Raw genomic sequence first — 19750 nt, forward strand, 5'->3', positions numbered from 1 at the left:
CACGGGGTCCTTCAATGTCGTCGCCGGGCAAGCCCGCTCCCACGGGGTCCTTCAATGTCGTCGCCGGGCAAGCCCGCTCCCACGTGGTCCTTCAATGTCGTCGCCGGGCGAGCCCGCTCCCACGCGGTCCTTCACTGCCATCACGGGGCGCGCCCACGGTGAAATACTGCGTGGGAGCGGGCTTGCCCCGCGATGACGTTGGCCCGAGCGACACCTGATCCAGGCGCAGATACAATTGCCTCTTTACCTCGCAGATCCGCCATGCCAGCCCCCATCGAACTGCTCCAGACCGGCCCCGAGCACGCCGACCTGATCCGCAACCTCTACCAGTTCTATGCCTACGAGTCTTCTGACTGGGAGCAGGAAGACGTGGAAGTCGACGGCCGCTTCTACATTCACCATGAACACATGGACCGCTATTGGCAGTCCCCCGGCTGGAGCGCCAGCCTGGTGCTGGTGGACGGGTACATTGCCGGCTTCGTGCTGGTCGAGCGTAGCGAGCTGCCTGATATCGACGCCTTGGAGCTGGCGGACCTGTTCGTCCTGAAAAAGTACCGCCGCCAAGGACTAGGTCGCGCAGTCGCCCAGCAAATCCTTGGCAATCACCCCCACAACTGGTTGCTGCGTTGCTATCGCCAAGATCACCTGGCTATGGCATTTTGCAGCGCGGTGCTGGCAGACCTGCCACGCCCGGTCCAGTACATAAGCTTGGATGACGATACCGACCTGATCAATTACTGGGTACCCATGCAACCCCACTGATACCTGCCACAGCGCCTGCCAAAAATGTGACGCAGTTCACAAAATGGTTGGTTGCACGGCATAATGCCAGCACGTCTTATTCAAGGCCCGGCCGCTCTGGCCGGGGATTCATTCGTGCGTGTCGCAGGTTCAGGGAAACCCCATGTCGCCAGTTGCCAGTTCCGACATCATGTACCGGCTGTTGATCCAGAGCGTAGTGGACTATGCCATCTACATGCTCACCCCCGATGGCGTGGTCGCCAATTGGAACCCGGGGGCGCAGCGGGCCAAGGGCTACAGCGCCGATGAGGTCGTGGGCAAGCACTATTCCCTGTTCTATGGAGATGAAGACCGCGCAGCCGGGTTGCCTGAACAGAACCTGGAACAAGCGCGACGCACTGGCCGTTTCGAAGAGCAGGGCTGGCGGGTGTGCAAGGATGGCAGTGCGTTTCGTGCCCATGTGGTAATCGATGCGGTGCGTGATGAACAAGGCCAACTGCTAGGCTTTGCCAAGGTCACCCGCGACATTTCCGAGCGCCACCGCTACGAGTTGGAGCTGCTTGAGGCCAAGGTCCTGGCTGAACAGTACAGCCAGGAAATGGCCAACTTGTCGCGCTTTCTTGATTCGGTGATTGCCAACATCCCCGCCAGCGTCATCGTCCAGGATTTGGACAGTCAGCGCATCCTGCTGGCCAATCAGCAGGCCGAGCGCCTGTTCGGCAGCCAGGGCGCGAGCATGATTGGCCGCCTGCCGGGCGAATGCCTGCTGCCCGGCGCTGCCGAGTATCTGCAACTGCAGCTGGCCAACGGTGCCCGCAGCACCAAGGGTTATGCTGCCGAAACACGGGTCGAGACGGCTCGCGGTCCGCGCACCTTGCGTAGCCGCGCCTTGCTCAGCCAAAAGCGTGAGGGCCAGGCCGACTACGTCATGTTCGTCGCTGAAGACGCCACCGAAGAGTTGGCCGCGCATGCGCAGATCCACCACATGGCTCATCATGACGCCCTGACCGGCCTGCCCAACCGCACCCTGTTCAACGAGCGGCTCAAGCAGGCGCTGCTACGCGGCGAAGACACCGGTAAGTTGACTGCCGCGCTGTGCCTGGACCTGGACAACTTCAAGAACATCAACGACTCCCTCGGCCATGCCTTTGGCGACAAGCTACTGCGCGCCCTGGGCAAACGCCTGCGCCGGGAGCTGCGCGAACATGACACCTTGGCCCGACTGGGCGGCGATGAATTTGCCGTGATTCTGGCTGGCCTGGACACCGCCGAATCTGCCTGCAACACCGCCCGGCGCTTGATCGAAGCCATGTGCCCGCCGTTCCAGATCGAAGGGCATCAGTTTTCGGTGGGGGTGAGCATCGGTATCGCCATCGCCCCGGACGATCACGACCAGGCCGAACAACTGCTTGGCTACGCCGACATGGCCCTGTACGAAGCCAAGCGCAATGGGCGCAATCGCTTTGAATGCTTCCACCTTGAACTGGACGTGGCTGCCCGCCAGCGCCGCCTGGTCGAAACCGACCTGCGCACGGCCTTGCACCTGGGCCAGTTGCAACTGCATTACCAGCCCGTGGTGGATCAACAGAGCCACGAGGTGACCGGCTACGAAGCGCTGCTGCGTTGGGAGCACCCCGGCCGCGGCATGATCATGCCGATGGACTTCATCCCGATCGCCGAAGAGACCGGGCTGATCCATGAAATCGGCGCCCGTGCGCTCAACCTGGCGTGCCAGGAGGCGGCCACCTGGGGCACTGAGCAAGTGGTCTCGGTCAACCTGTCACCGGTGCAGTTCAAAAATGCCAACCTGGTGCATATCGTCGCCCTGGCGTTGTCCGATTCCGGTTTGTCGCCGCTGCGCCTGGAGCTGGAGATCACCGAATCGGTGCTGCTGGGTAACAGTGAGGAAAACGTGCGCACCCTGCGGGCGCTGAAAGACTTGGGCGTGTCGATTTCCCTGGACGACTTTGGCACCGGCTACTCGTCGCTCGGCTATCTGCGCTCGTTCCCATTCGATCGGATCAAGATCGACAAGTCGTTCGTCCACGACATGTGCGACAGCCGCGAGGCGATGTCGATCATCCGCGCTATCACCGAGTTGTCCAACAGCCTGATGATCAAGACCACGGCTGAAGGTGTGGAATCAGCTGAGCAGATGGAGCGCTTGCGCGCCGAGGGTTGCTCGCATTTCCAGGGCTACCTGTATGGTCGGCCAGCGCCTGCCAGCGAGCGCTTGAAAAGCGTGGCGTTGCTGGGCTGAAGTGGGCAAGGGCCGCTGCGCAGCCCATCGCAGTGGCCCCTGGGGTCAACTGCTCCAGTCTGGAGCAAACGCTGGGTTGACCACCCGCTGATCCTTCGGCAAGCCGGCGATCAGCGCCCGGTCCTGATCATCCAACTGCACCTGCAACGCCTCCAGGTTGGACAATTGATTGTGCTCACTGCTGGCTTTGGGAATCACCGCCACGCCGTCCTGGTCGAGCAGCCATTTCAACGCAACCTGGCTGGGCAGTACGCCGTGTTTGGCGGCGATGTCGCGGATGACCTGCTGTTCGGCGACCCGGCCACGGGCGAGCGGGGTATAGGCCGTCAGCGCCATGCCGTGCTGGCGGGCGTAGTCGAGCAATGGCTGCTGGCCGAGCAGGGCGTGGTACTCCACCTGAATCGCCGACAGCGGTGCGCCCAGCTCTTCGACCACTTGGCGCAGCAGGCCCAGTGGGAAGTTGGCCACGCCGATGCAGCGTGCCTTGCCTTCGTCTCGCAGCGCCACCAGGGTGTCGATGCTGCGCGCCAGGTCCCAGTCCTTGCCGGGCCAGTGGATATGAAACAAGTCCACCTGCTCGGTGCCCAGGGCGCGCAGGCTGTCCTCCAGCGATTGGCGCATCGCCGTTGGCGTCAGGCGATCCCACCAGACCTTGGTGGTGAGGTGGATCTGCTCACGCGCGACACGGCTATCACGCAGGGCCTGGCCTACCGCAGCTTCGTTGTCGTACGCCGTCGCGGTATCGATGTGCCGATAACCAAGCTCCAGCGCCTGGTGCACGGCGCGCGTGCACTCGGCGCCGGTCATCGGCCAAGTGCCCAGGCCAATGGTGGGCATGTCCAGGCCATGCTGGGAGGTGAGCCTATGCATGAAAACTCCTTGTTCAGTGGTAGAGGCCTGGCCCATGGTGGTGCATCTGAACCGGGCAGACCATGCAGGGCCGAGCAAAAGTGGTCGATCAGCGAACGCAAATTGTCCGCAAAGGGGCTGTGACGGCATCGTGGCTATCGCAACCTGACTCATCTCTTCTAGAATCCGTCATTACCTGCGTGCTGCCGTGAGGCTGCGCAGGTCCCCAGGCGCGGCAACCGCCGACGCCACCTTCGAGAACGCCATGAGTTCGAGTACACCGCTGTCTGGAGTCAATCAGCCTCTACGAGGGATCGCGCTGGTCGTCGTCGCGACGCTTCTATTTGCCAGCCACGATGCCCTGTCCAAGTTCCTCGGCGGTCTTTATCCGATCATCATGGTGGTCTGGGCACGCTACCTGGTGCACACCTTGTTGATGGCCGGGATTTTCCTGCCCAAGGCCGGCATGGCGGTACTGCGTACCCATCGCCCGTTGCTACAGACCCTGCGCGCCCTGAGCCTGCTGAGCACCAGCCTGCTGTTCACTGCCGGCCTGCAATACCTACCGTTGGCTGAGGCAACGGCAGTCAACTTCCTCGCGCCGGTGCTGGTGACTGCCTTGTCGGTGCCGCTGCTCAAGGAACGGGTCACGCTCGGCCAGTGGTTGGCGGTGGTGATGGGTTTCGTGGGTGTGCTGGTGGTGGTGCATCCGGGCGGGGCGATGTTCACCCCGGCGATCCTGTTCCCGTTCGGTTCGGCGTTGGGCTTCTGCTTCTATCAGGTACTGACGCGTAAACTGGCGGTGTACGACAGCCCGACCACCAGCAACTTCTACGCAGGCCTGTGCAATACCCTGGTGATGACGGCGCTGGTGCCGTTCTTCTGGCAGACGCCGCAATGGCATCACGCTCTGTTGATGCTGGCCCTGGGCGGCTTTGGCATGACTGCGCACCTGCTGCTGACCCAGGCGTTTCGCTTTGCCGCGCCGGCATTGCTGGCGCCGTTCAGTTACTGCCAGATCGTCTTCGCCGGCCTGTTGGGCCTGCTGATTTTCGGCCAGGCGCCAGACACCACCAGCCTGGTGGGCATCGCCATCATCTGCCTGAGCGGGCTGGGCGCGGCCTGGATGCAGCGCGGTAAAAAGGCCTGATCTCAAGGTAATGCTGTTCTCTTAAGATTTTGGGACCGCTCTGCGCCCCTTCGCGCCGGACCGCCGCGAAGGGGCGCAGAGCGGCCCCAACGCAAGCGACAAGGGCCTTAAGTTAACAGCATTATGATTTCCAGGGGCTTGCAGTTCAGTTGCCCGAGGCCATGAACTGCAGGATCTGCTCGCGCAACCAGCGTTCGGCAGGGTCGTTGTCATGGGCGCTGCTCCAGGCCATCGACAGCTCGGCCTCGCTGATTGCAAAAGGTGCCGGGTCGGCGCGCAGGCTGCCGTCGTCCGCCAGGGCGCGGGCAGCATAGTCCGGCACTGTGGCAATTAATTCGGTATTGCGCAGCAGGGCGCGCAGGCTACCGAACTGCGGCACGGCCAGCACCACTTTGCGGCAGCGGCCAATGCGTGCCAGGTCCATGTCGATATTGCCGCTCATGTCACCTGAGAACGACACCATCACGTGTGGTCTGGCGCAGTATTCGTCGAGGCTCAACGGCCCTGGGCGGGCATCGGCGCGCAGTACTCGCACACCGATGTCGCGTAGCTTGCGGCGCTTGGCGTTGGCCGGCAGGTCGGTGGTGTAGCTGACGCCGACCGAGATTTCCCCGGAGGCGAGCAGCCCAGGCATCAACAGGAAGTTGGCCCGGCGCACCACCACGCTAATCTGTGGCGCTTGTTCGCGCAGGGCCTGGAGCAGATCGGGGAACAGGCCAAACTCGGCATCGTCCGACAAGCCGAGGCGAAACACATTGCAGCTGGTGGCAGGCTCGAACGCCTTGGCTCGGCTGATGGCAGCTGAAATCACATCCATTGCCGGCGTCAGTTCGGCAAAGATCTGTAGCGCCCGTGCCGTGGGCTCCATCGCACGACCATTGCGGATTAGCAATGGGTCATCGAACAGATCGCGCAGGCGGGCCAGAGCGGCGCTCACGGTAGGCTGGGAGATGAACAGCTTTTCTGCGACGCGGGTCAGGTTGCGTTCGAGCATCAAGGCTTCGAACACGACCAGCAAGTTCATGTCGACGCGGCGCAGGTCATTGCGGTTCATGAGGCAAGGGCTCTCGGGCAGTGGGCGTGGCGTCATATTCAAGCATGTCCGCGGCCTTGCTGCTTGTATCGATGTGCGCTGACAGAGTCAGGCTATTGGCAGCCAATACGGACTCTATTAGAAGTCTGGCGAGGCTCGACTAGTCTTGTCCCTGGCCCTGTGAAAAGCCTGCGCGGGCGGCGGGGCAGCACCTGGGTGCAAGACCCTGCGCTGCACGTGATGACACGCTCGCACGCCCGTATCGGCAAAGACCGACCCACCTGATGAGGGGTAGGCATGAGCCTTCGTGCTCGGCTGATCAAACCTGGCATAGACCGGAAATCTGGATAGAACCCGACCCAAAGGTAACCGCAGATGTCGAACGAATCGAAATGCCCGTTCCATCAAACCGCAGGTGGCGGCACCAGTAACCGTGACTGGTGGCCTGACCAGCTCAACTTGAACATTCTTCACCAGCATTCGAGCAAGTCCGATCCGATGGACCCGGATTTCGACTATGCCAAGGCGTTCAAGAGCCTGGATTTCCAAGCCCTGAAACAAGACCTGACTGCCTTGATGACCGATTCTCAGGACTGGTGGCCGGCCGACTTCGGCCACTACGGACCGCTGTTCATCCGCATGGCCTGGCACAGTGCCGGCACCTACCGCATCGGTGATGGCCGCGGTGGCGCAGGTTCCGGCCAACAACGCTATGCCCCACTCAATAGTTGGCCAGACAACGTCAGCCTGGATAAGGCGCGGCGTTTACTGTGGCCAATCAAACAGAAATATGGCGAAAAGATATCCTGGGCAGATCTGATCGTGCTCACCGGCAACGTCGCGCTTGAGTCGATGGGCTTCAAGACCTTTGGCTTTTCCGGTGGCCGCGCCGATGTATGGGAACCGGATCAAGATGTCTATTGGGGCTCGGAGAAAGTCTGGCTGGGCGGCGACACCCGCTACGGCAAGGCCCAGGCGCCCGGCCAGGGGGATCTGGTGGCCGAGCCTGCCAAGCATGGGGAAGAACAGAGCCGCACCTTGCAGGGCGAGCGCAACCTGGAAAACCCGCTGGCCGCCGTGCAGATGGGCCTGATCTATGTGAACCCGGAAGGTCCGGAAGGCAATCCCGACCCTATCGCCTCGGGCAAGGATATCCGTGAAACCTTCGGCCGCATGGCGATGAACGACGAAGAAACCGTCGCCCTGATCGCTGGCGGCCACGCCTTTGGCAAGACTCACGGCGCTGGCCCTGCCGATAATGTCGGTCCGGAACCTGAAGCTGCCCCCCTGGAGCAGCAAGGGTTTGGCTGGCATAACACGTTCGGCACCGGCAAGGGTGGCGACACCATCACCAGCGGCCTGGAGGTAACCTGGACCTCGACCCCGACCAAGTGGAGCAACGAATACCTGGAGAACTTGTTCCGCTTCGACTGGGAGCTGACCAAGAGCCCGGCGGGTGCCAACCAGTGGCGGCCGAAAAACGGTGATGGGGCAGGGCAGATTCCCGATGCCCATGATCCGAGCAAGCGCCATGCACCGTCGATGCTCACCTCGGACTTGGCGCTGCGCTTCGATCCAATCTACGAGCCCATCGCTCGGCGATTCAAGGACAACCCTGATCAGCTGGCAGACGCCTTTGCCCGTGCCTGGTACAAGCTGATCCACCGCGACATGGGCCCACTGGCGCGCTACCTGGGGCCGGAAATGCCCCAGGAAGAGCTGCTGTGGCAAGATCCACTGCCGCCAGCGCCGGCCGCGGTGATTGGCGAGCAAGACATCGCTGATTTGAAAACCAAGGTGCTCGCTAGCGGCCTGAGCGTCGGCGAGCTGGTAGCTACTGCGTGGGCGTCGGCTTCGACCTTCCGTGGCTCGGATAAACGCGGCGGTGCCAATGGCGCCCGGTTGCGTCTGGCACCGCAGAAATTCTGGGCGGCCAACCAGCCCGAACAGCTGGACAAGGTACTGGCGACCTTGGAGAAAATTCGCAGTGAGTTCAGTGCGGGCGGCAAGCAGGTGTCGCTGGCCGACCTGATCGTTCTGGCCGGTACTGCGGCGGTGGAGAAGGCCGCCAAGGATGCCGGGCACACGGTCAGCGTGCCGTTCCATCCAGGTCGCGTCGATGCTTCGCAGGAGCAGACCGATGTCGAGTCGTTTGGAGTACTGGAGCCGCTCGCCGATGGTTTCCGCAATTTCTCCAAGGGCGCCTACAGCGTCAAGGCTGAGCGGCTGCTGCTGGACAAAGCGCAATTGCTCACCCTGACCGCACCAGAACTCACTGTGCTGATCGGCGGCCTGCGCGTGTTGGGCGCCAACCACGCTGGCAGCAAGCACGGCGTGTTCACCGACAAGCCCGGGCAGCTGACCAACGACTTCTTCCGCAACCTGCTGGACATGAGCGTGGAGTGGAAGCCGACCACGGACGATAACCAAACCTTCGAAGGCAAGGATCGCAAGACCGGGCAGAGCAAGTGGACCGGCAGCCGGGTGGACCTGGTGTTTGGCTCGCATGCCCAGTTGCGTGCGCTGAGTGAGGTGTATGCCAGCACCGGCGCCGAGGCTAAGTTCGTCAAAGACTTCGTCGCGGCGTGGGTCAAGGTGATGGAGTTGGATCGGTTCGACCTGAAATAAGCCTAGGGTTGATGGCGGGGCACGCCCGTTCCTTTTTTGAAAGGGGGGGTGCCCCGTTTTTTTTGATCCAGCTGCATCGCAACTATCTGTGATGAGCGGCTGCAATGGCCGTTGGACCTGGTAATTCTGCTAGTTGAGGCATGCAAAACGGGCCAGTACCGTGCAGGTGCCTGCTATCGGAGTTTCACTATGTCTGCATGGATTGCCCCTTCGCTGAACGTACTGCACGTTCAGCCCCCCACGCTGCCTTCCTTTGACTCCGGTGCACACCCATTCGATCAGCGTTCGAAGGGTAGGCGTTTGCTGATCGACGCAAACAATCTGACGTAGATCGGAACCTGAATAGCAATAATGTGAAGGTAACCGCAGATGGCGAATGACTCGCAATGCCCATTCCACTATGCCGCAAGTGATTCCGTTACTGTGCAAAGCGTGCAGCAGGACCGCGCAGCACGTTCCGATCAATCGCCGTGTCCGTACCAGAACGTTGCAGGGTTTGGTAGATCCAACCGTGACTGGTGGCCCAACCAACTTGACGTAAGTATCCTCCACAAAAACTCTTGCTTGTCCGACCCAATGGACGCGGACTTCGATTACGCCGCCGCATTCAGGGCGCTCGATTTTGCCGCGTTGAAAACTGATCTGACCTCCTTGATGACCACTTCCCAGCCCTGGTGGCCAGCAGACTTTGGCCACTATGGGCCGTTTTTCATTCGCATGGCCTGGCACAGCGCTGGTACCTATCGCATCGGTGATGGGCGTGGGGGAGCAAATACTGGCCAGCAACGGTTCGCGCCGCTCAACAGTTGGCCCGACAACGGCAACTTGGATAAGGCGCGGCGTTTGTTATGGCCTATCAAACAGAAGTATGGCAGAGGCATCTCCTGGGCCGACTTGATCATCCTCGCGGGCAACGTCGCACTTGAGTCCATGGGCGTTCCAACCTTAGGTTTTGCCGGCGGGCGGGTTGATGTGTGGGAAGCGGATGAGGTGACCAACTGGGGTTCGGAGAATGAGCAGTTAAGTGACCGCGATCGAGTCCCTGATAGCTACGACGCCACTGACCTATCCCACCCATTGGGCGCCTTGATGAGTGGGCTGATCTATGTGAACCCGCAAGGCCCAAGAGGCGTTCCCAGTACCCACCAGGCGGCGTTGGACATCCGTGAAACGTTCCGTCGTATGGGCATGAACGATGAGGAAACCTTGGCTCTCATCGCTGGCGGACATACCTTCGGCAAAACTCACGGGGCAGCCGCGCCGGGTCCATATGTAGGCGCCGAACCAAACGCGGCAGGGCTCGAGCAGCAAGGCTTAGGTTGGCGCAACAGTTTCGGGCAAGGCCATGGGAACGATACGATCACCAGTGGCTTGGAGGTGACCTGGACCACAACGCCGACAAAATGGAGTCGCTTTTTTTTAACCAATTTGCTCGAGCTCAAATGGGAGTTGCATCGTAGCCCTGCTGGCGCCCATCAATGGCGCCCAACCACATCCAACTTGCGCGTTCCCTCTGCTCAGCCGGGAGGCAGTACGCCCCCGCCAGGGATGCTGACTACCGACCTCGCCCTGCGCGACGACCCCATCTACGGGCCGATTGCCAGACGTTGGCATGCTGCAGCTGCGCAAGGTGACGATCAACTGCTCAACGCTTTTGAGAATGCCTGGTACAAGCTGATTCACCGCGATCTGGGGCCACGCAGCCGTTACATCATTCCTGCAACAGAGCTACGGCATCCTGCTGCGGTCATCTGGCAAGACCCGCTGCCGGTCGCCGCCCCGCCTCAGTTGACCCCAGCGAACATTGATTGGCTCAAGCGCGAATTAGCGGAGGACTGGCTGCCACGAGAGCTCGTCTTCACTGCCTGGGCTGCTGCTTCAACGTATCGCGACTCGGACAAACGTGGCGGGGCCAACGGCGCTCGTCTGAGCCTCAATCCGCAGCGTTCTTGGGCAGTCAATGAGCCTACGTTGCTGCGCTTGACCCTTCAAAGGTTGCAGCGCCTGCGCACCCGTTTTGCTGGCGCACAAAACAATACGATTACCTTGGCGGATTTGATTGTGCTCGGTGGCAATGTGGGGGTAGAACAGGCCGCCTCGGCAGCGGGAGTCCAGGTGTCGGTGCCCTTCAATCAAGGACGCCGAGATGCCACTCAGGCGCAGACCGAGCCTGAGTCATTCGCTGTCCTGGAGCCTGTGGCCGATGGTTTTCGCAACTATTCCAGCAGTGAGGCGTGCAGCGCCATCGCCGAGCGACTGTTGCTCGACAAGGCGCAGTTGCTAACCCTTACTGCTCCAGAGATGACCGTGCTTATAGGTGGTCTGCGTGTGTTAGGGGTTAATACCGACGAAAGTTCGCACGGCGTATTTACTACCCCAGAGCGGCTGGGAAGTCTCACCAACGACTTCTTCACCAACCTGCTGGACATGGGCACAGAGTGGCGGCCGATCACCGACACCAGCGTACTGTTCGAAGGCCGCCCACGGGGCCAACCGAATGCGCCAGTGCGCTGGACCGCCACGCGTGTCGACCTGGTGTTTGGCTCCCATCCAGAGCTGCGTGCGGTCAGCGAGGTGTATGCCAGCAATGATGGGCAGGAGAAGTTCGTCCGTGACTTCGTCGCAGCGTGGGTCAAGGTAATGGAGCTGGACCGGTTTGACCTACCGCCCAGACCATAACCTGGTCCAGGGCCAATCCGCTGCCAAGGTGTGGTGCCTGAACCGGCCTCTTCGCGGGCAAGCCCGTTCCCACAGTGTTTGAGTCCTCACAAAATGTGTGCGCGGCACGGCACCTGTAGGAGCGGGCTTGCCCGCGAAGAGGCCGGCTCAGGCACCACACGCTTCAATGCAGAGACGCTTGCCGCCGTTCAATAGCTGTACGATCTTCCTGTAAAAGCCAAGGCATTGTCGGTTCTCAAGGCAGGGAGAAAGTCGAGCCTGCTGGCATTGTTGCTATGATGGGGCGTGGCCGGGCCTGTTAGTACACCCTGCACCCGTGCACGGGTGAGCCGTGCCCATCACTCCAGACTTGAGGTGAACCGCTTGATCCGCAGATCCGTGGCAGTACCGCACAAAGGCTTTGCCCTGGCACCGCAAGCCATCGAGGTGGTGCCTGATGCCGCCACCTACCGCTCCTGCTTGCTCGAACGTATTGCCAATGCGACCCGGCGTATCGTCATCGTCGCCCTGTACTTGCAGGAAGATGAGGCCGGCCAGGAGATTCTGGATGCGCTGTACCAGGCCAAGGCGGCGCGGCCGTCGCTGCACATCGTCATCGTCGTCGACTGGTTCCGGGCACGTCGCGGCCTGCTAGGGGCGGGCCGCCAGCCGGGTAATGCTGCCTGGTATCAAGCGCAGCGCGAGCACCATGGCTTGGATGTGATCATTCATGGCGTGCCAGTGCAAACCCGCGAGCTGTTCGGTGTGCTGCACCTTAAGGGCAGCATCATCGATGATTGCGTGATCTACACCGGCGCCAGCCTGAATAACGTCTACCTGCACCGTTTCGAGCGTTATCGCCTTGACCGCTATCACCTGTTCGACTGTCCGGCGTTGGCCGATGCCATGGTCGAACTGGTGGGCGATGTGCTGGCCAGTACCGCCACGCCCCGCCTGGACCTGCCAGCGGCGCCATCGACCCGTAGTTTGCGCGGGGACATCCGCCGCTTGCGCACACGCTTGCGGCGCATGGCCTACCCATTGCCAGACAGCCCTGCTATCGATGGCCTGCGGGTCATTCCACTGTTGGGCATCGGCCGCGGCAACCCGCTCAACCAGGCCATCTGCTCGCTGCTGGCGGCGGCGCGCGCACAGATCATCATCAGTACCCCGTACTTCAATCCACCCCGCGTGGTGATGAGCGAAATCGACTGGGCCTTGGCCCGCGGCATTGGCGTCGAGATCATTGTCGGTCATCGCACCGCCAATGATTTCTACGTCGAGCCGGGTAAGCCGTTCAGTGCTAGCGGGGTGTTGCCCTACCTCTACGAGGACAACCTGCGGGCCTTCGCCCGGCGTCGTCAGGCGGCCATCGACAGCGGCCAGTTGGTGTTGCGCATCTGGAATGATCCGGGGCATACCTTTCACGCCAAAGGCTTGTGGATCGACCAGCGTTATAGCCTGCTCACGGGTAACAACCTCAACCCACGCGGATTTAACCTGGACCTTGAAAACGGTTTGTTGATCGACGACCCACACGGGCAGTGGCTGATACCTCGCGAGGCTGAACTGCAAGGGATCAGGCAGCATGCGCCTGTCCTGCGTTCGGCCAGCGAGTTGGGCGAGCCTGGCGAGCATCCGCAACAGGTGCGCAAGTTCCTCAAGAGGCTGCGCTTGAGCCGTCTGGAGCCGTTGATCAAACGCGTGCTGTAGACACGTCGACGGCCCCTGTAGCAGGGGCCGCGATGTTTACCGAGCGTTGCGCGGGCAGTAACCGAGCTTATGCCACAGCCAATGGTCCAGGCTCAGCCAGCCCGCGCCCTTGAGTGCCAGCGGCAGCAAGGCGACCAGATAGATAAGCGGAAGCTTGAAGTTGCCATAGCCCTGGTCAGTGATCGCATAGCCGCGGGCCAGTTCCGCCAGCCCCGACCATTCTGCCGGCCAATGCACTGCGGCCGTGGCTACCATTGTCACGCCGATCAATACCAGCGAAGCGAAACGGGTACCTAGCCCGAGCAGCAGCAACAGTGGGCAGATCAGCTCCGCCCACATCGACAACTGCCAGTTCAGACTGGCGGGTAGCAGGTTGAAAGGCAGGGGAAAGTTGGATTGGATATCGCCAAACCAATTACTGCCATTGAATTTCTCCAGGCCTGATTCAAAAAACTCCCAGGCCAGGAATAGTCGCAGAGGCAGATCTGCGCTCCAGTCGCCGAAGCGGTTGAGCGCGGGCAGGGCACGGGTCAGGCTGGTCATTGGTGGTGGCTCCGGTCAGCAAGAGGACTGACTCGGAGTTTGCACGGGCGGGGTATCTGCAGTGTGTCAAGGCGCTGCAGTTCTGTATCGCAGTGTAGGTATGCGCTTGTAAGCCACGATCAACGCAATTCGATCTGGGCGCAGAGCCCGCCATTTTCGCGGTTACTCAACGTCAATGTACCACCCATGGCCTGTACCAGTTGCTGTGCAATGGCCAAGCCCAAACCCGTGCCGCCGGTGCCACGATTGCGCGAGCCTTCTACCCGGTAGAAGGGTTTGAGCACTTCATTGAGCTCCTCGGCAGGAATGCCTGGGCCCTCATCGAGTACCCGAATCACCGTGGCATTGGCGTGTTGAGTGACCTCCAACTGAGCGGCGCCGGCAAATTTCAGGGCGTTGTCCAGCAGATTGACCAGGACTCGGCGCAGGGCGTGCGGGCGGGTTTGCAAGGTCGTCTCGGTGCTGCCCAGGCGCTCAACCTTGGCCCCGCTGTCCTGATAGTCGAACACCACGCTGTCGAGAAAGGCATCGAGGTCGATCCGGCACGGCGCTTCGGTGCCCACGTCCATGCTGCGGGCGTAGGCGACGCCTTCGCGTACCAGGTGCTCCATGGCGCTCAGGTCGCTCCACAGCTTGTCTTTCTCGATCCCGTCGTCCATCACTTCAACCCGCAGCTTCATCCGCGTGATGGGCGTCTGCAAATCATGTGAAATCGCCGCCAGCAGCTGCATGCGCTCCTTGAGGTAGGCGGCGATGCGCGCTTGCAGGGCATTGAAGGCTGCGGCGGCGTACCTGACTTCGCGCGGCCCGCTTTCATCCAACTGCGGCCCGGGCGTGTTCGGATCGAGATTGTCCACCGCCTGCGACAGCCGCGTCAGCGGGCCAATTGCCAGACGCACGGCCAGCCAGGTGCACAGCAGCAATACTGCCAGCTGGATCAGCAGCACTACTGGCAACCAGCTGGCCACCGGTTCTGTGGCAGGGGTAACGTCGATGGTCAGCGGCGCGCCGTCAGCCAGGCGCAGATGCACCTGGAAGTGCGTGAGCGGGCCGGGGATTTCCAGAAACGTCAGGCGGTAGTCCTTGCCGATGGCCTTGACGATCGACTCGGCCGCCATCGGCGGGTCTTCGCTGGGCATTGCCGATCCGGTTTGGCCAGAGTCGAGCCTATAGCGGTAGGTGCGCCGCTCCAGTCGCGGTAGCCAGGCCGGGCGCTCGGCAGCCGGGAGGCGGTCGAGGATGGCGACCGAGGTGGCGACGTCCAGCTCAAGGTTGCTGAGCATCATCGAACGGCTGCTGATGTAGCGCTCGTACGCCTGCAAACCGAATGACAGTCCGTAGGCCAATACCAGCCCGGTGAAAAAGATCAGTGCCAGGCGCGAGGCGAGGGTACGCGGCCACTTCATAAGGGCGACTCAAGCAATTGCACCGCTAGCGAGAACACGTAGCCTTCGCTGCGCACGGTCTTGATGCAGGTCGGCTCCCGCGCATCGTCGCCCAGCCGCTGGCGCAGGCGGCTGACCAACAGGTCGATGGAGCGATCGAAGATGTCCGCCTCGCGGCCTTGGGTCAGGTTGAGCAACTGTTCGCGGCTGAGCACCCGCTGCGGATGGTCGAGAAATACTCGCAACAGGCGGTATTCGGCGCCACTGAGGGCCACCAGGGTGCCTTGGTCATCGAGCAGGTGACGCGCCGTGGTGTCCAGGCGCCACGGGCCAAAACGCAACATGCGGCTGCTTTCGCTGATGGTCAGGTTCGGTGGCAGCATGCGCGTGCGGCGCAGCACGGCATTGATTCGCGCCAGTAGCTCTCGGGCGGAGAACGGTTTGGTCAGGTAGTCGTCGGCGCCCATTTCCAGGCCGATGATGCGGTCGGTCTCGTCGTCGCGGGCGGTGAGCATCAGTACTGGCACGTTGCGATGCTTGCCCGCGCGCAACTCGCGGCACAGTACCAGGCCGTCATCGCCGGGCATCATGATGTCGAGCACGATCAGGTCGACCGCATCGGCTTCGAGAAAGGCGCGCATCTGCCGGCCGTCCGCAGCGATGCTGGTGCGCAGACCATTTTTCTTCAGGTAATTGCCGACCAACTCACGGATTTCGCGGTCGTCGTCGACGATCAGGATGTGATCGACGTGTTCCATCGTGCGGGCCCTGCCTTAGTTTGAAGTAGCCAAGTGTACTGGGCGCTGGCGCGCTTGCCTGCCGAGGATTGTATTGCAGTGTATCTGGCTTGCTGCTTGATACAGGTGCATGCACGTCTCGCCCTTGGCCGACACATCCGCGATACCTCGCAGGCGTGAAATGGCTCTCGACTGAAGGGGAAACATCCCCATCAGCAAACTTTGTGTAGGAGAGATGCCATGAACTTCAAGACGCTGATTAATGCCAGCTTGGTCGCCCTGCTCGGTTTCGCGGCTATCAACGCTCAAGCAAACACCCAGCAGATGGACGATAGCAGCGTGATGCAGTATCGCTATGGTGACCGGCTCGATGTGAAGAAAGTCCTGTCGGTCATGGATGACCAGAGCAATGCTTGCGGGGTAGTCAACACACGCATGGTCTACCTCGACTCTCACGGCCAGCAGCAAACCCTGCAGTACCGCACCTATGCCAGCGGCGGTTGCCATGAAAGTTAACCAAGGCGTGCTGCTCAAAGCCGGTGCCGTGCTGCTGGCATTGACCGGCCTGGGGCTGGCCGGTCATCTGCTGGCCAAGGACAGTTACCGGGCGATGCCATCGCTTAGTGGCGCCAGTCAATGGCTCAATTCGCCACCGCTGGATGCACCAGCGCTCAAGGGCAAGGTGGTGCTGGTCGACTTCTGGACCTGGGACTGTATCAACTGCCAACGCAGCCTGCCCTATGTCAACGACTGGGCCAGGCGCTACGCCGACCAGGGCTTGGTGGTGATTGGTGTGCACACACCTGAGTACGACTACGAGCATGATGTCGGTACGTTGCGCCAGAAGCTCGCCAAATTAGGCATCGGCTACCCGGTCGCGGTGGACAACAGCTATCAGGTGTGGAATGCCTGGGGCAACCAGTTCTGGCCGGCGCATTACTTTGTCGACCGGCAAGGTCAGGTGCGCCATGCGCATTTCGGCGAAGGCGACTATGCGGGGCAGGAGAAGGTGATACAGGCGTTGCTCGATGAGAAAAACTGACGCTTCAGTTACCGGCCATTCGCGGGACGGTCGCACGCTCGGCAAGCCGTGGGCGTGGACCTATCCCGCGACATGGCGCGTCAGGCAAAGCTGGCGAAATGCGCCTGCATCCGGTCGGCATTGGCCACTTGGCCGCTGAACAGCTCAAAGGCTTTCACTGCCTGGAAGACCGCCATGTGGCCGCCGTCCAGGGTACGGCAACCCAGCGCTCGCGCGTGGCGCAGCAGGGCGGTTTCCAGTGGGAAGTAGATGATCTCCGCTACCCACAGCCGCGCATGCAGCAGTTCCACCGGCAGCGGCGTACCCGGTAGCTTGGCCATACCCACCGGTGTGGTATTGACCAGCCCATCGGCCATCGCCAGCGCAGTAGGCAGATCTGTACCAAGCCGGGCCCGGCCTGCGCCGAAATGCTGATTGAGGTTATCTACCAGCGCCTGGCCCCGCGCTGCATCGACCTCGAACAGCACCAGATGCTCGACGCCTTCACCTAACAAGGCATGCGCCACAGCAGCCCCAGCGCCGCCAGCCCCCATCTGCACTACGTGGGCACGTGGCACGTCAGCCAAACCGCGCCGGAAGCCTTCAGCGAAGCCCAGGCAATCGGTGTTATGACCGACTCGCTTGCCATCTTTGAGCACCACGGTGTTGACAGCGCCGATACCGCGCGCTTCGTCGGACAACTCATCGAGCAGTGGCAAAATCGCCTGCTTGAATGGGTAAGTGATGTTCAGCCCGGTGAAGCCGGTACGCTGCGCCGCATCGAGCAGACCGGGCAGGGCGCTATCGTCCAGGCCGAGCTGGTCTGCATCGATCAAGCGGTACAGGTAACGTAATGATTGCGCATCACCTTCGCGCTCGTGCAGCGCTGGCGTGCGTGAGGCCTGGATACCACGGCCGATCAAACCGGCAAGAACACTCTGTTGGCTCATGCCGCGCGCTCCCCGAGCAGCTCTGCGAAATGTGCCAGGGCCAGGCGATAGCCCTGGCTGCCAAGGCCGCAGATCACCCCCACCGCAATCGAGGAGACGAACGAGATATGGCGGAAGGGTTCGCGCTTGTGCACGTTGGACAAATGCACTTCGATCACGGGCAGTTCACAGGCCACCAAGGCATCACGAATGGCCACCGAGGTATGGGTCCAGGCACCTGGGTTGATCAGAATGCCATTGCAGCGACCGCGGGCGGCATGGATCCAGTCGATCAATTCACCTTCATAATTGGTCTGGCGAAATTCGATTTCCAGGCCCAGCTGGCGAGCAGTGTCGGCGCAGCCGTTGGCAAGGTCGGCAAGGGTCTCACGGCCATACTGGTCGGGTTCTCGGGTGCCGAGCAGATTGAGGTTAGGGCCGTTGAGCACGAGGATTCGGGGCGTCATGGCGGGTATCGCTTTGTTGTTGTTGGATGCTTCGATATTTGTACTATCTAGTTAATTCGTCAATCTTGAAAACGGATTTGCCGCTTAAAATGGGCGATTATCGAACCCCGACGGGTTTGATTCATCGGCACATCCTGATGACCTGCGCTCTCGATACTCGCGCGCAAAAGTCCCGGCACCGCGGCATTTGCGGCCTTTCGTCTGCGTACCCCAAGATAAATAGGACTACCCGGATCGACGCCGAGTCTCAGCTGTACACACAGGTTTATCTGTGTCCCTGAACGAGGTACACCATCATGGCTGGTAATCAAGGCAATAAAGGTGGCGACATGGGCAAAGGCGCCCAGGGCAATCAAGGTGACTGGGCCAAGGATCAGGACAAGGCCTCTCAAGCAGGCCGTCAAGGTGGCCAGATGTCCGAAGGGGGAGTGGGTAACGATCCTCAACGTCAGTCGGACATGGGCAAGCAGGGCGGTAAGCAGAGTGGTGGCGACTGGTCCAAGGACGCTGACCGTCCAGCTGACGCAGGGCGTCAGGGGGGCCAAGGGGCGGGGGGCGGTATGGCCGATGATCCAAACCAAGGTACCCAACGTGAGCGCGATGCTGGCCGTGAGCGCGATGCTGGCCAGCAAGGTAATGCTGACCGCAACATGGACAAAGATCAGGAACGTTGATCTTGAGTTCTGCGACCGGGGCAGTTGTTCGCCGCGGTCGCAGAGCGACGCAGACGCATTAGCCACAGGCTCTTTGTCGGGCTAGCTCGTTCCTGCGGGGTAAATTTCGGATGCAGTCCATGTATCCGGTAAGGGCCACGCAGGTGCGGGCTATCCCGCCAAGGGGCTTGCTCGTCAAGGTGGGGCTGCTCTAGCGCGTTGCGGCAGATAGGGCAGTAGGCGTTCGGTTTCTTTCCTGACCACTTCGTAGCATTCGCAGCTCAGCGCTTCGAGCCGGGCACGGTCCACTACTTTGATATGGCCGCGGCTGTACTCGATGATGCCCAGACGCTGCAGTTTTCCCGCCGCATCGGTTACCCCTTCACGGCGCACTCCCAGCATGTTGGCGATCAATTCCTGGGTCATGCGTACCTGATCACTCTGCAAGCGATCCAGCGACAGCAGCAACCAGCGGCACAGTTGCTGGTCGATGGTGTGATGACGATTGCACACAGCAGTCTGCGCCATCTGGGTAATCAGTGCCTGGGTGTAGCGCAACATCAACAGTAGCAGCTCGCCGTGACGGTTGAACTCGTCCTTCAGGCGCTGCCCGGGCAAGCGATAGGCGTGCCCTGCGCTTTGAACGATCGCGCGGCTGGGTGTGCTCTCTCCACCCATGAACACCGCAATACCCACCAGGCCTTCGTTGCCCACCACTGAAATTTCCGCTGAGGCGCCATTTTCCATCACATACAACAATGAAACGATCGAATCAGTGGGAAAGTAGACATGGCGCAGGGCATCGCCCGACTCGTACAGCGACTGGCCCAACGGCAACGTCACGAGCTCAAGGTCAACCTCCAGGCGTTCGAAAGTCTGCGTGGACAGAGCAGCCAGCAGGTGGTTGTGCTGCGGCATGGGGAGCATGATCGGCCACCGTTCAAGGTGCGAAGGTTGGTTGAGCAAGATTAGCCCACCGGTCA

The 19750-nt window shown here is 61.3% G+C and carries 17 protein-coding genes; 9 read left to right on the forward strand and 8 right to left on the reverse strand.

The window, feature by feature from the left end; all coding sequences use genetic code 11:
- Window positions 1-261: 261 nt before the first annotated feature.
- On the forward strand, window positions 262-762 hold the full coding sequence (locus tag ACI2JX_RS06145) for a GNAT family N-acetyltransferase (protein WP_368972759.1): 501 nt from the start codon (window positions 262-264) through the stop codon (window positions 760-762).
- Window positions 763-904: 142 nt separating this feature from the next.
- The gene (locus ACI2JX_RS06150) at window positions 905-3001 is read left to right on the forward strand and encodes an EAL domain-containing protein (protein ID WP_404689640.1); all 2097 of its coding nucleotides are present in this window, start codon (window positions 905-907) and stop codon (window positions 2999-3001) included.
- A gap of 45 nt (window positions 3002-3046) precedes the next feature.
- On the opposite strand, the gene ACI2JX_RS06155 is transcribed toward ACI2JX_RS06150, so the two are convergent.
- Entirely contained in the window at window positions 3047-3871 is an 825-nt protein-coding gene (locus tag ACI2JX_RS06155) for an aldo/keto reductase (protein ID WP_404689641.1), read from the reverse strand.
- A 244-nt stretch (window positions 3872-4115) separates the two neighbouring features.
- On the opposite strand from ACI2JX_RS06155, the gene ACI2JX_RS06160 reads away from it, so the two are divergent.
- Window positions 4116-5000 (forward strand): DMT family transporter, encoded by an 885-nt coding sequence (locus ACI2JX_RS06160; RefSeq protein ID WP_404689642.1) that lies wholly within the window; start codon window positions 4116-4118, stop codon window positions 4998-5000.
- Window positions 5001-5145: 145 nt separating this feature from the next.
- Here the strand turns inward: ACI2JX_RS06160 and ACI2JX_RS06165 are convergent, their stop codons facing one another.
- Window positions 5146-6054 (reverse strand): LysR family transcriptional regulator, encoded by a 909-nt coding sequence (locus tag ACI2JX_RS06165; protein WP_404689643.1) that lies wholly within the window; start codon window positions 6052-6054, stop codon window positions 5146-5148.
- Window positions 6055-6408: 354 nt separating this feature from the next.
- On the opposite strand from ACI2JX_RS06165, the gene katG (ACI2JX_RS06170) reads away from it, so the two are divergent.
- From katG (ACI2JX_RS06170) to pssA, 3 genes are all read left to right on the forward strand, one after another.
- Window positions 6409-8661: a catalase/peroxidase HPI gene (gene katG, locus ACI2JX_RS06170; RefSeq protein ID WP_404689644.1), complete on the forward strand. Its 2253-nt coding sequence runs from the start codon at window positions 6409-6411 to the stop codon at window positions 8659-8661.
- Window positions 8662-9030: 369 nt separating this feature from the next.
- Window positions 9031-11340, forward strand: coding sequence for a catalase/peroxidase HPI (gene katG, locus ACI2JX_RS06175; protein ID WP_404689645.1), 2310 nt, complete (start codon window positions 9031-9033; stop codon window positions 11338-11340).
- A gap of 354 nt (window positions 11341-11694) precedes the next feature.
- Entirely contained in the window at window positions 11695-13032 is a 1338-nt protein-coding gene (gene pssA / locus ACI2JX_RS06180) for a CDP-diacylglycerol--serine O-phosphatidyltransferase (RefSeq protein WP_404689646.1), read from the forward strand.
- Between the two features lie 36 nt (window positions 13033-13068).
- On the opposite strand, the gene ACI2JX_RS06185 is transcribed toward pssA, so the two are convergent.
- The 3 genes from ACI2JX_RS06185 to ACI2JX_RS06195 all read right to left on the reverse strand — a co-directional run bounded on the left by ACI2JX_RS06185 (window position 13069) and on the right by ACI2JX_RS06195 (window position 15718).
- Complete coding sequence (locus tag ACI2JX_RS06185; protein WP_404689647.1) at window positions 13069-13575, reverse strand: DoxX family protein; 507 nt, start codon at window positions 13573-13575, stop codon at window positions 13069-13071.
- A 119-nt stretch (window positions 13576-13694) separates the two neighbouring features.
- Window positions 13695-14981, reverse strand: coding sequence for a sensor histidine kinase (locus tag ACI2JX_RS06190; RefSeq protein WP_404689648.1), 1287 nt, complete (start codon window positions 14979-14981; stop codon window positions 13695-13697).
- Window positions 14978-15718, reverse strand: a complete 741-nt coding sequence (locus ACI2JX_RS06195; protein ID WP_404689649.1) for a response regulator — start codon at window positions 15716-15718, stop codon at window positions 14978-14980. Before ACI2JX_RS06195 ends, ACI2JX_RS06190 begins: the two co-directional genes overlap by 4 nt.
- Before the next feature lie 219 nt (window positions 15719-15937).
- On the opposite strand from ACI2JX_RS06195, the gene ACI2JX_RS06200 reads away from it, so the two are divergent.
- Window positions 15938-16213 (forward strand): DUF2790 domain-containing protein, encoded by a 276-nt coding sequence (locus ACI2JX_RS06200; RefSeq protein WP_264236030.1) that lies wholly within the window; start codon window positions 15938-15940, stop codon window positions 16211-16213.
- Between the two features lie 10 nt (window positions 16214-16223).
- Window positions 16224-16739: a thioredoxin family protein gene (locus ACI2JX_RS06205; protein WP_404689816.1), complete on the forward strand. Its 516-nt coding sequence runs from the start codon at window positions 16224-16226 to the stop codon at window positions 16737-16739.
- 80 nt (window positions 16740-16819) lie between these two features.
- Here the strand turns inward: ACI2JX_RS06205 and ACI2JX_RS06210 are convergent, their stop codons facing one another.
- A complete protein-coding gene (locus ACI2JX_RS06210) occupies window positions 16820-17668 on the reverse strand; it encodes a shikimate dehydrogenase (protein ID WP_264236032.1) in 849 nt (282 codons plus the stop codon).
- Window positions 17665-18114 (reverse strand): type II 3-dehydroquinate dehydratase, encoded by a 450-nt coding sequence (gene aroQ, locus ACI2JX_RS06215; protein WP_404689650.1) that lies wholly within the window; start codon window positions 18112-18114, stop codon window positions 17665-17667. The genes ACI2JX_RS06210 and aroQ overlap by 4 nt, the downstream gene beginning before the upstream one ends.
- Before the next feature lie 296 nt (window positions 18115-18410).
- On the opposite strand from aroQ, the gene ACI2JX_RS06220 reads away from it, so the two are divergent.
- Window positions 18411-18788, forward strand: coding sequence for a glucose starvation-inducible protein B (locus tag ACI2JX_RS06220; RefSeq protein WP_404689651.1), 378 nt, complete (start codon window positions 18411-18413; stop codon window positions 18786-18788).
- 174 nt (window positions 18789-18962) lie between these two features.
- Here ACI2JX_RS06220 and ACI2JX_RS06225 read toward each other — a convergent pair whose 3' ends face one another.
- Window positions 18963-19694 carry a Crp/Fnr family transcriptional regulator gene (locus ACI2JX_RS06225; protein ID WP_264236036.1) on the reverse strand — a complete coding sequence of 244 codons (732 nt, stop codon included), beginning with the start codon at window positions 19692-19694 and terminating at the stop codon, window positions 18963-18965.
- Window positions 19695-19750 lie beyond the last annotated feature (56 nt).

The sequence above is a fragment of the Pseudomonas sp. NPDC088890 genome, assembly GCF_044900155.1.
In the GTDB taxonomy this organism is placed as follows: domain Bacteria; phylum Pseudomonadota; class Gammaproteobacteria; order Pseudomonadales; family Pseudomonadaceae; genus Aquipseudomonas; species Aquipseudomonas urmiensis.

What these genes read in the sequence shown, in the direction of transcription:
- ACI2JX_RS06210 (WP_264236032.1), bottom strand. Translation starts at nt 17,668, where the DNA reads ATGAGCCAACAGAGTGTTCTTGCCGGTTTGATCGGCCGTGGTATCCAG.
- ACI2JX_RS06155 (WP_404689641.1), bottom strand. Translation starts at nt 3,871, where the DNA reads ATGCATAGGCTCACCTCCCAGCATGGCCTGGACATGCCCACCATTGGC.
- ACI2JX_RS06145 (WP_368972759.1), top strand. Translation starts at nt 262, where the DNA reads ATGCCAGCCCCCATCGAACTGCTCCAGACCGGCCCCGAGCACGCCGAC.
- ACI2JX_RS06220 (WP_404689651.1), top strand. Translation starts at nt 18,411, where the DNA reads ATGGCTGGTAATCAAGGCAATAAAGGTGGCGACATGGGCAAAGGCGCC.
- aroQ (WP_404689650.1), bottom strand. Translation starts at nt 18,114, where the DNA reads ATGACGCCCCGAATCCTCGTGCTCAACGGCCCTAACCTCAATCTGCTC.
- ACI2JX_RS06150 (WP_404689640.1), top strand. Translation starts at nt 905, where the DNA reads ATGTCGCCAGTTGCCAGTTCCGACATCATGTACCGGCTGTTGATCCAG.
- ACI2JX_RS06185 (WP_404689647.1), bottom strand. Translation starts at nt 13,575, where the DNA reads ATGACCAGCCTGACCCGTGCCCTGCCCGCGCTCAACCGCTTCGGCGAC.
- ACI2JX_RS06190 (WP_404689648.1), bottom strand. Translation starts at nt 14,981, where the DNA reads ATGAAGTGGCCGCGTACCCTCGCCTCGCGCCTGGCACTGATCTTTTTC.
- katG (WP_404689644.1), top strand. Translation starts at nt 6,409, where the DNA reads ATGTCGAACGAATCGAAATGCCCGTTCCATCAAACCGCAGGTGGCGGC.
- ACI2JX_RS06160 (WP_404689642.1), top strand. Translation starts at nt 4,116, where the DNA reads ATGAGTTCGAGTACACCGCTGTCTGGAGTCAATCAGCCTCTACGAGGG.
- ACI2JX_RS06225 (WP_264236036.1), bottom strand. Translation starts at nt 19,694, where the DNA reads ATGCTCCCCATGCCGCAGCACAACCACCTGCTGGCTGCTCTGTCCACG.
- ACI2JX_RS06200 (WP_264236030.1), top strand. Translation starts at nt 15,938, where the DNA reads ATGAACTTCAAGACGCTGATTAATGCCAGCTTGGTCGCCCTGCTCGGT.
- katG (WP_404689645.1), top strand. Translation starts at nt 9,031, where the DNA reads ATGGCGAATGACTCGCAATGCCCATTCCACTATGCCGCAAGTGATTCC.
- ACI2JX_RS06195 (WP_404689649.1), bottom strand. Translation starts at nt 15,718, where the DNA reads ATGGAACACGTCGATCACATCCTGATCGTCGACGACGACCGCGAAATC.
- ACI2JX_RS06165 (WP_404689643.1), bottom strand. Translation starts at nt 6,054, where the DNA reads ATGAACCGCAATGACCTGCGCCGCGTCGACATGAACTTGCTGGTCGTG.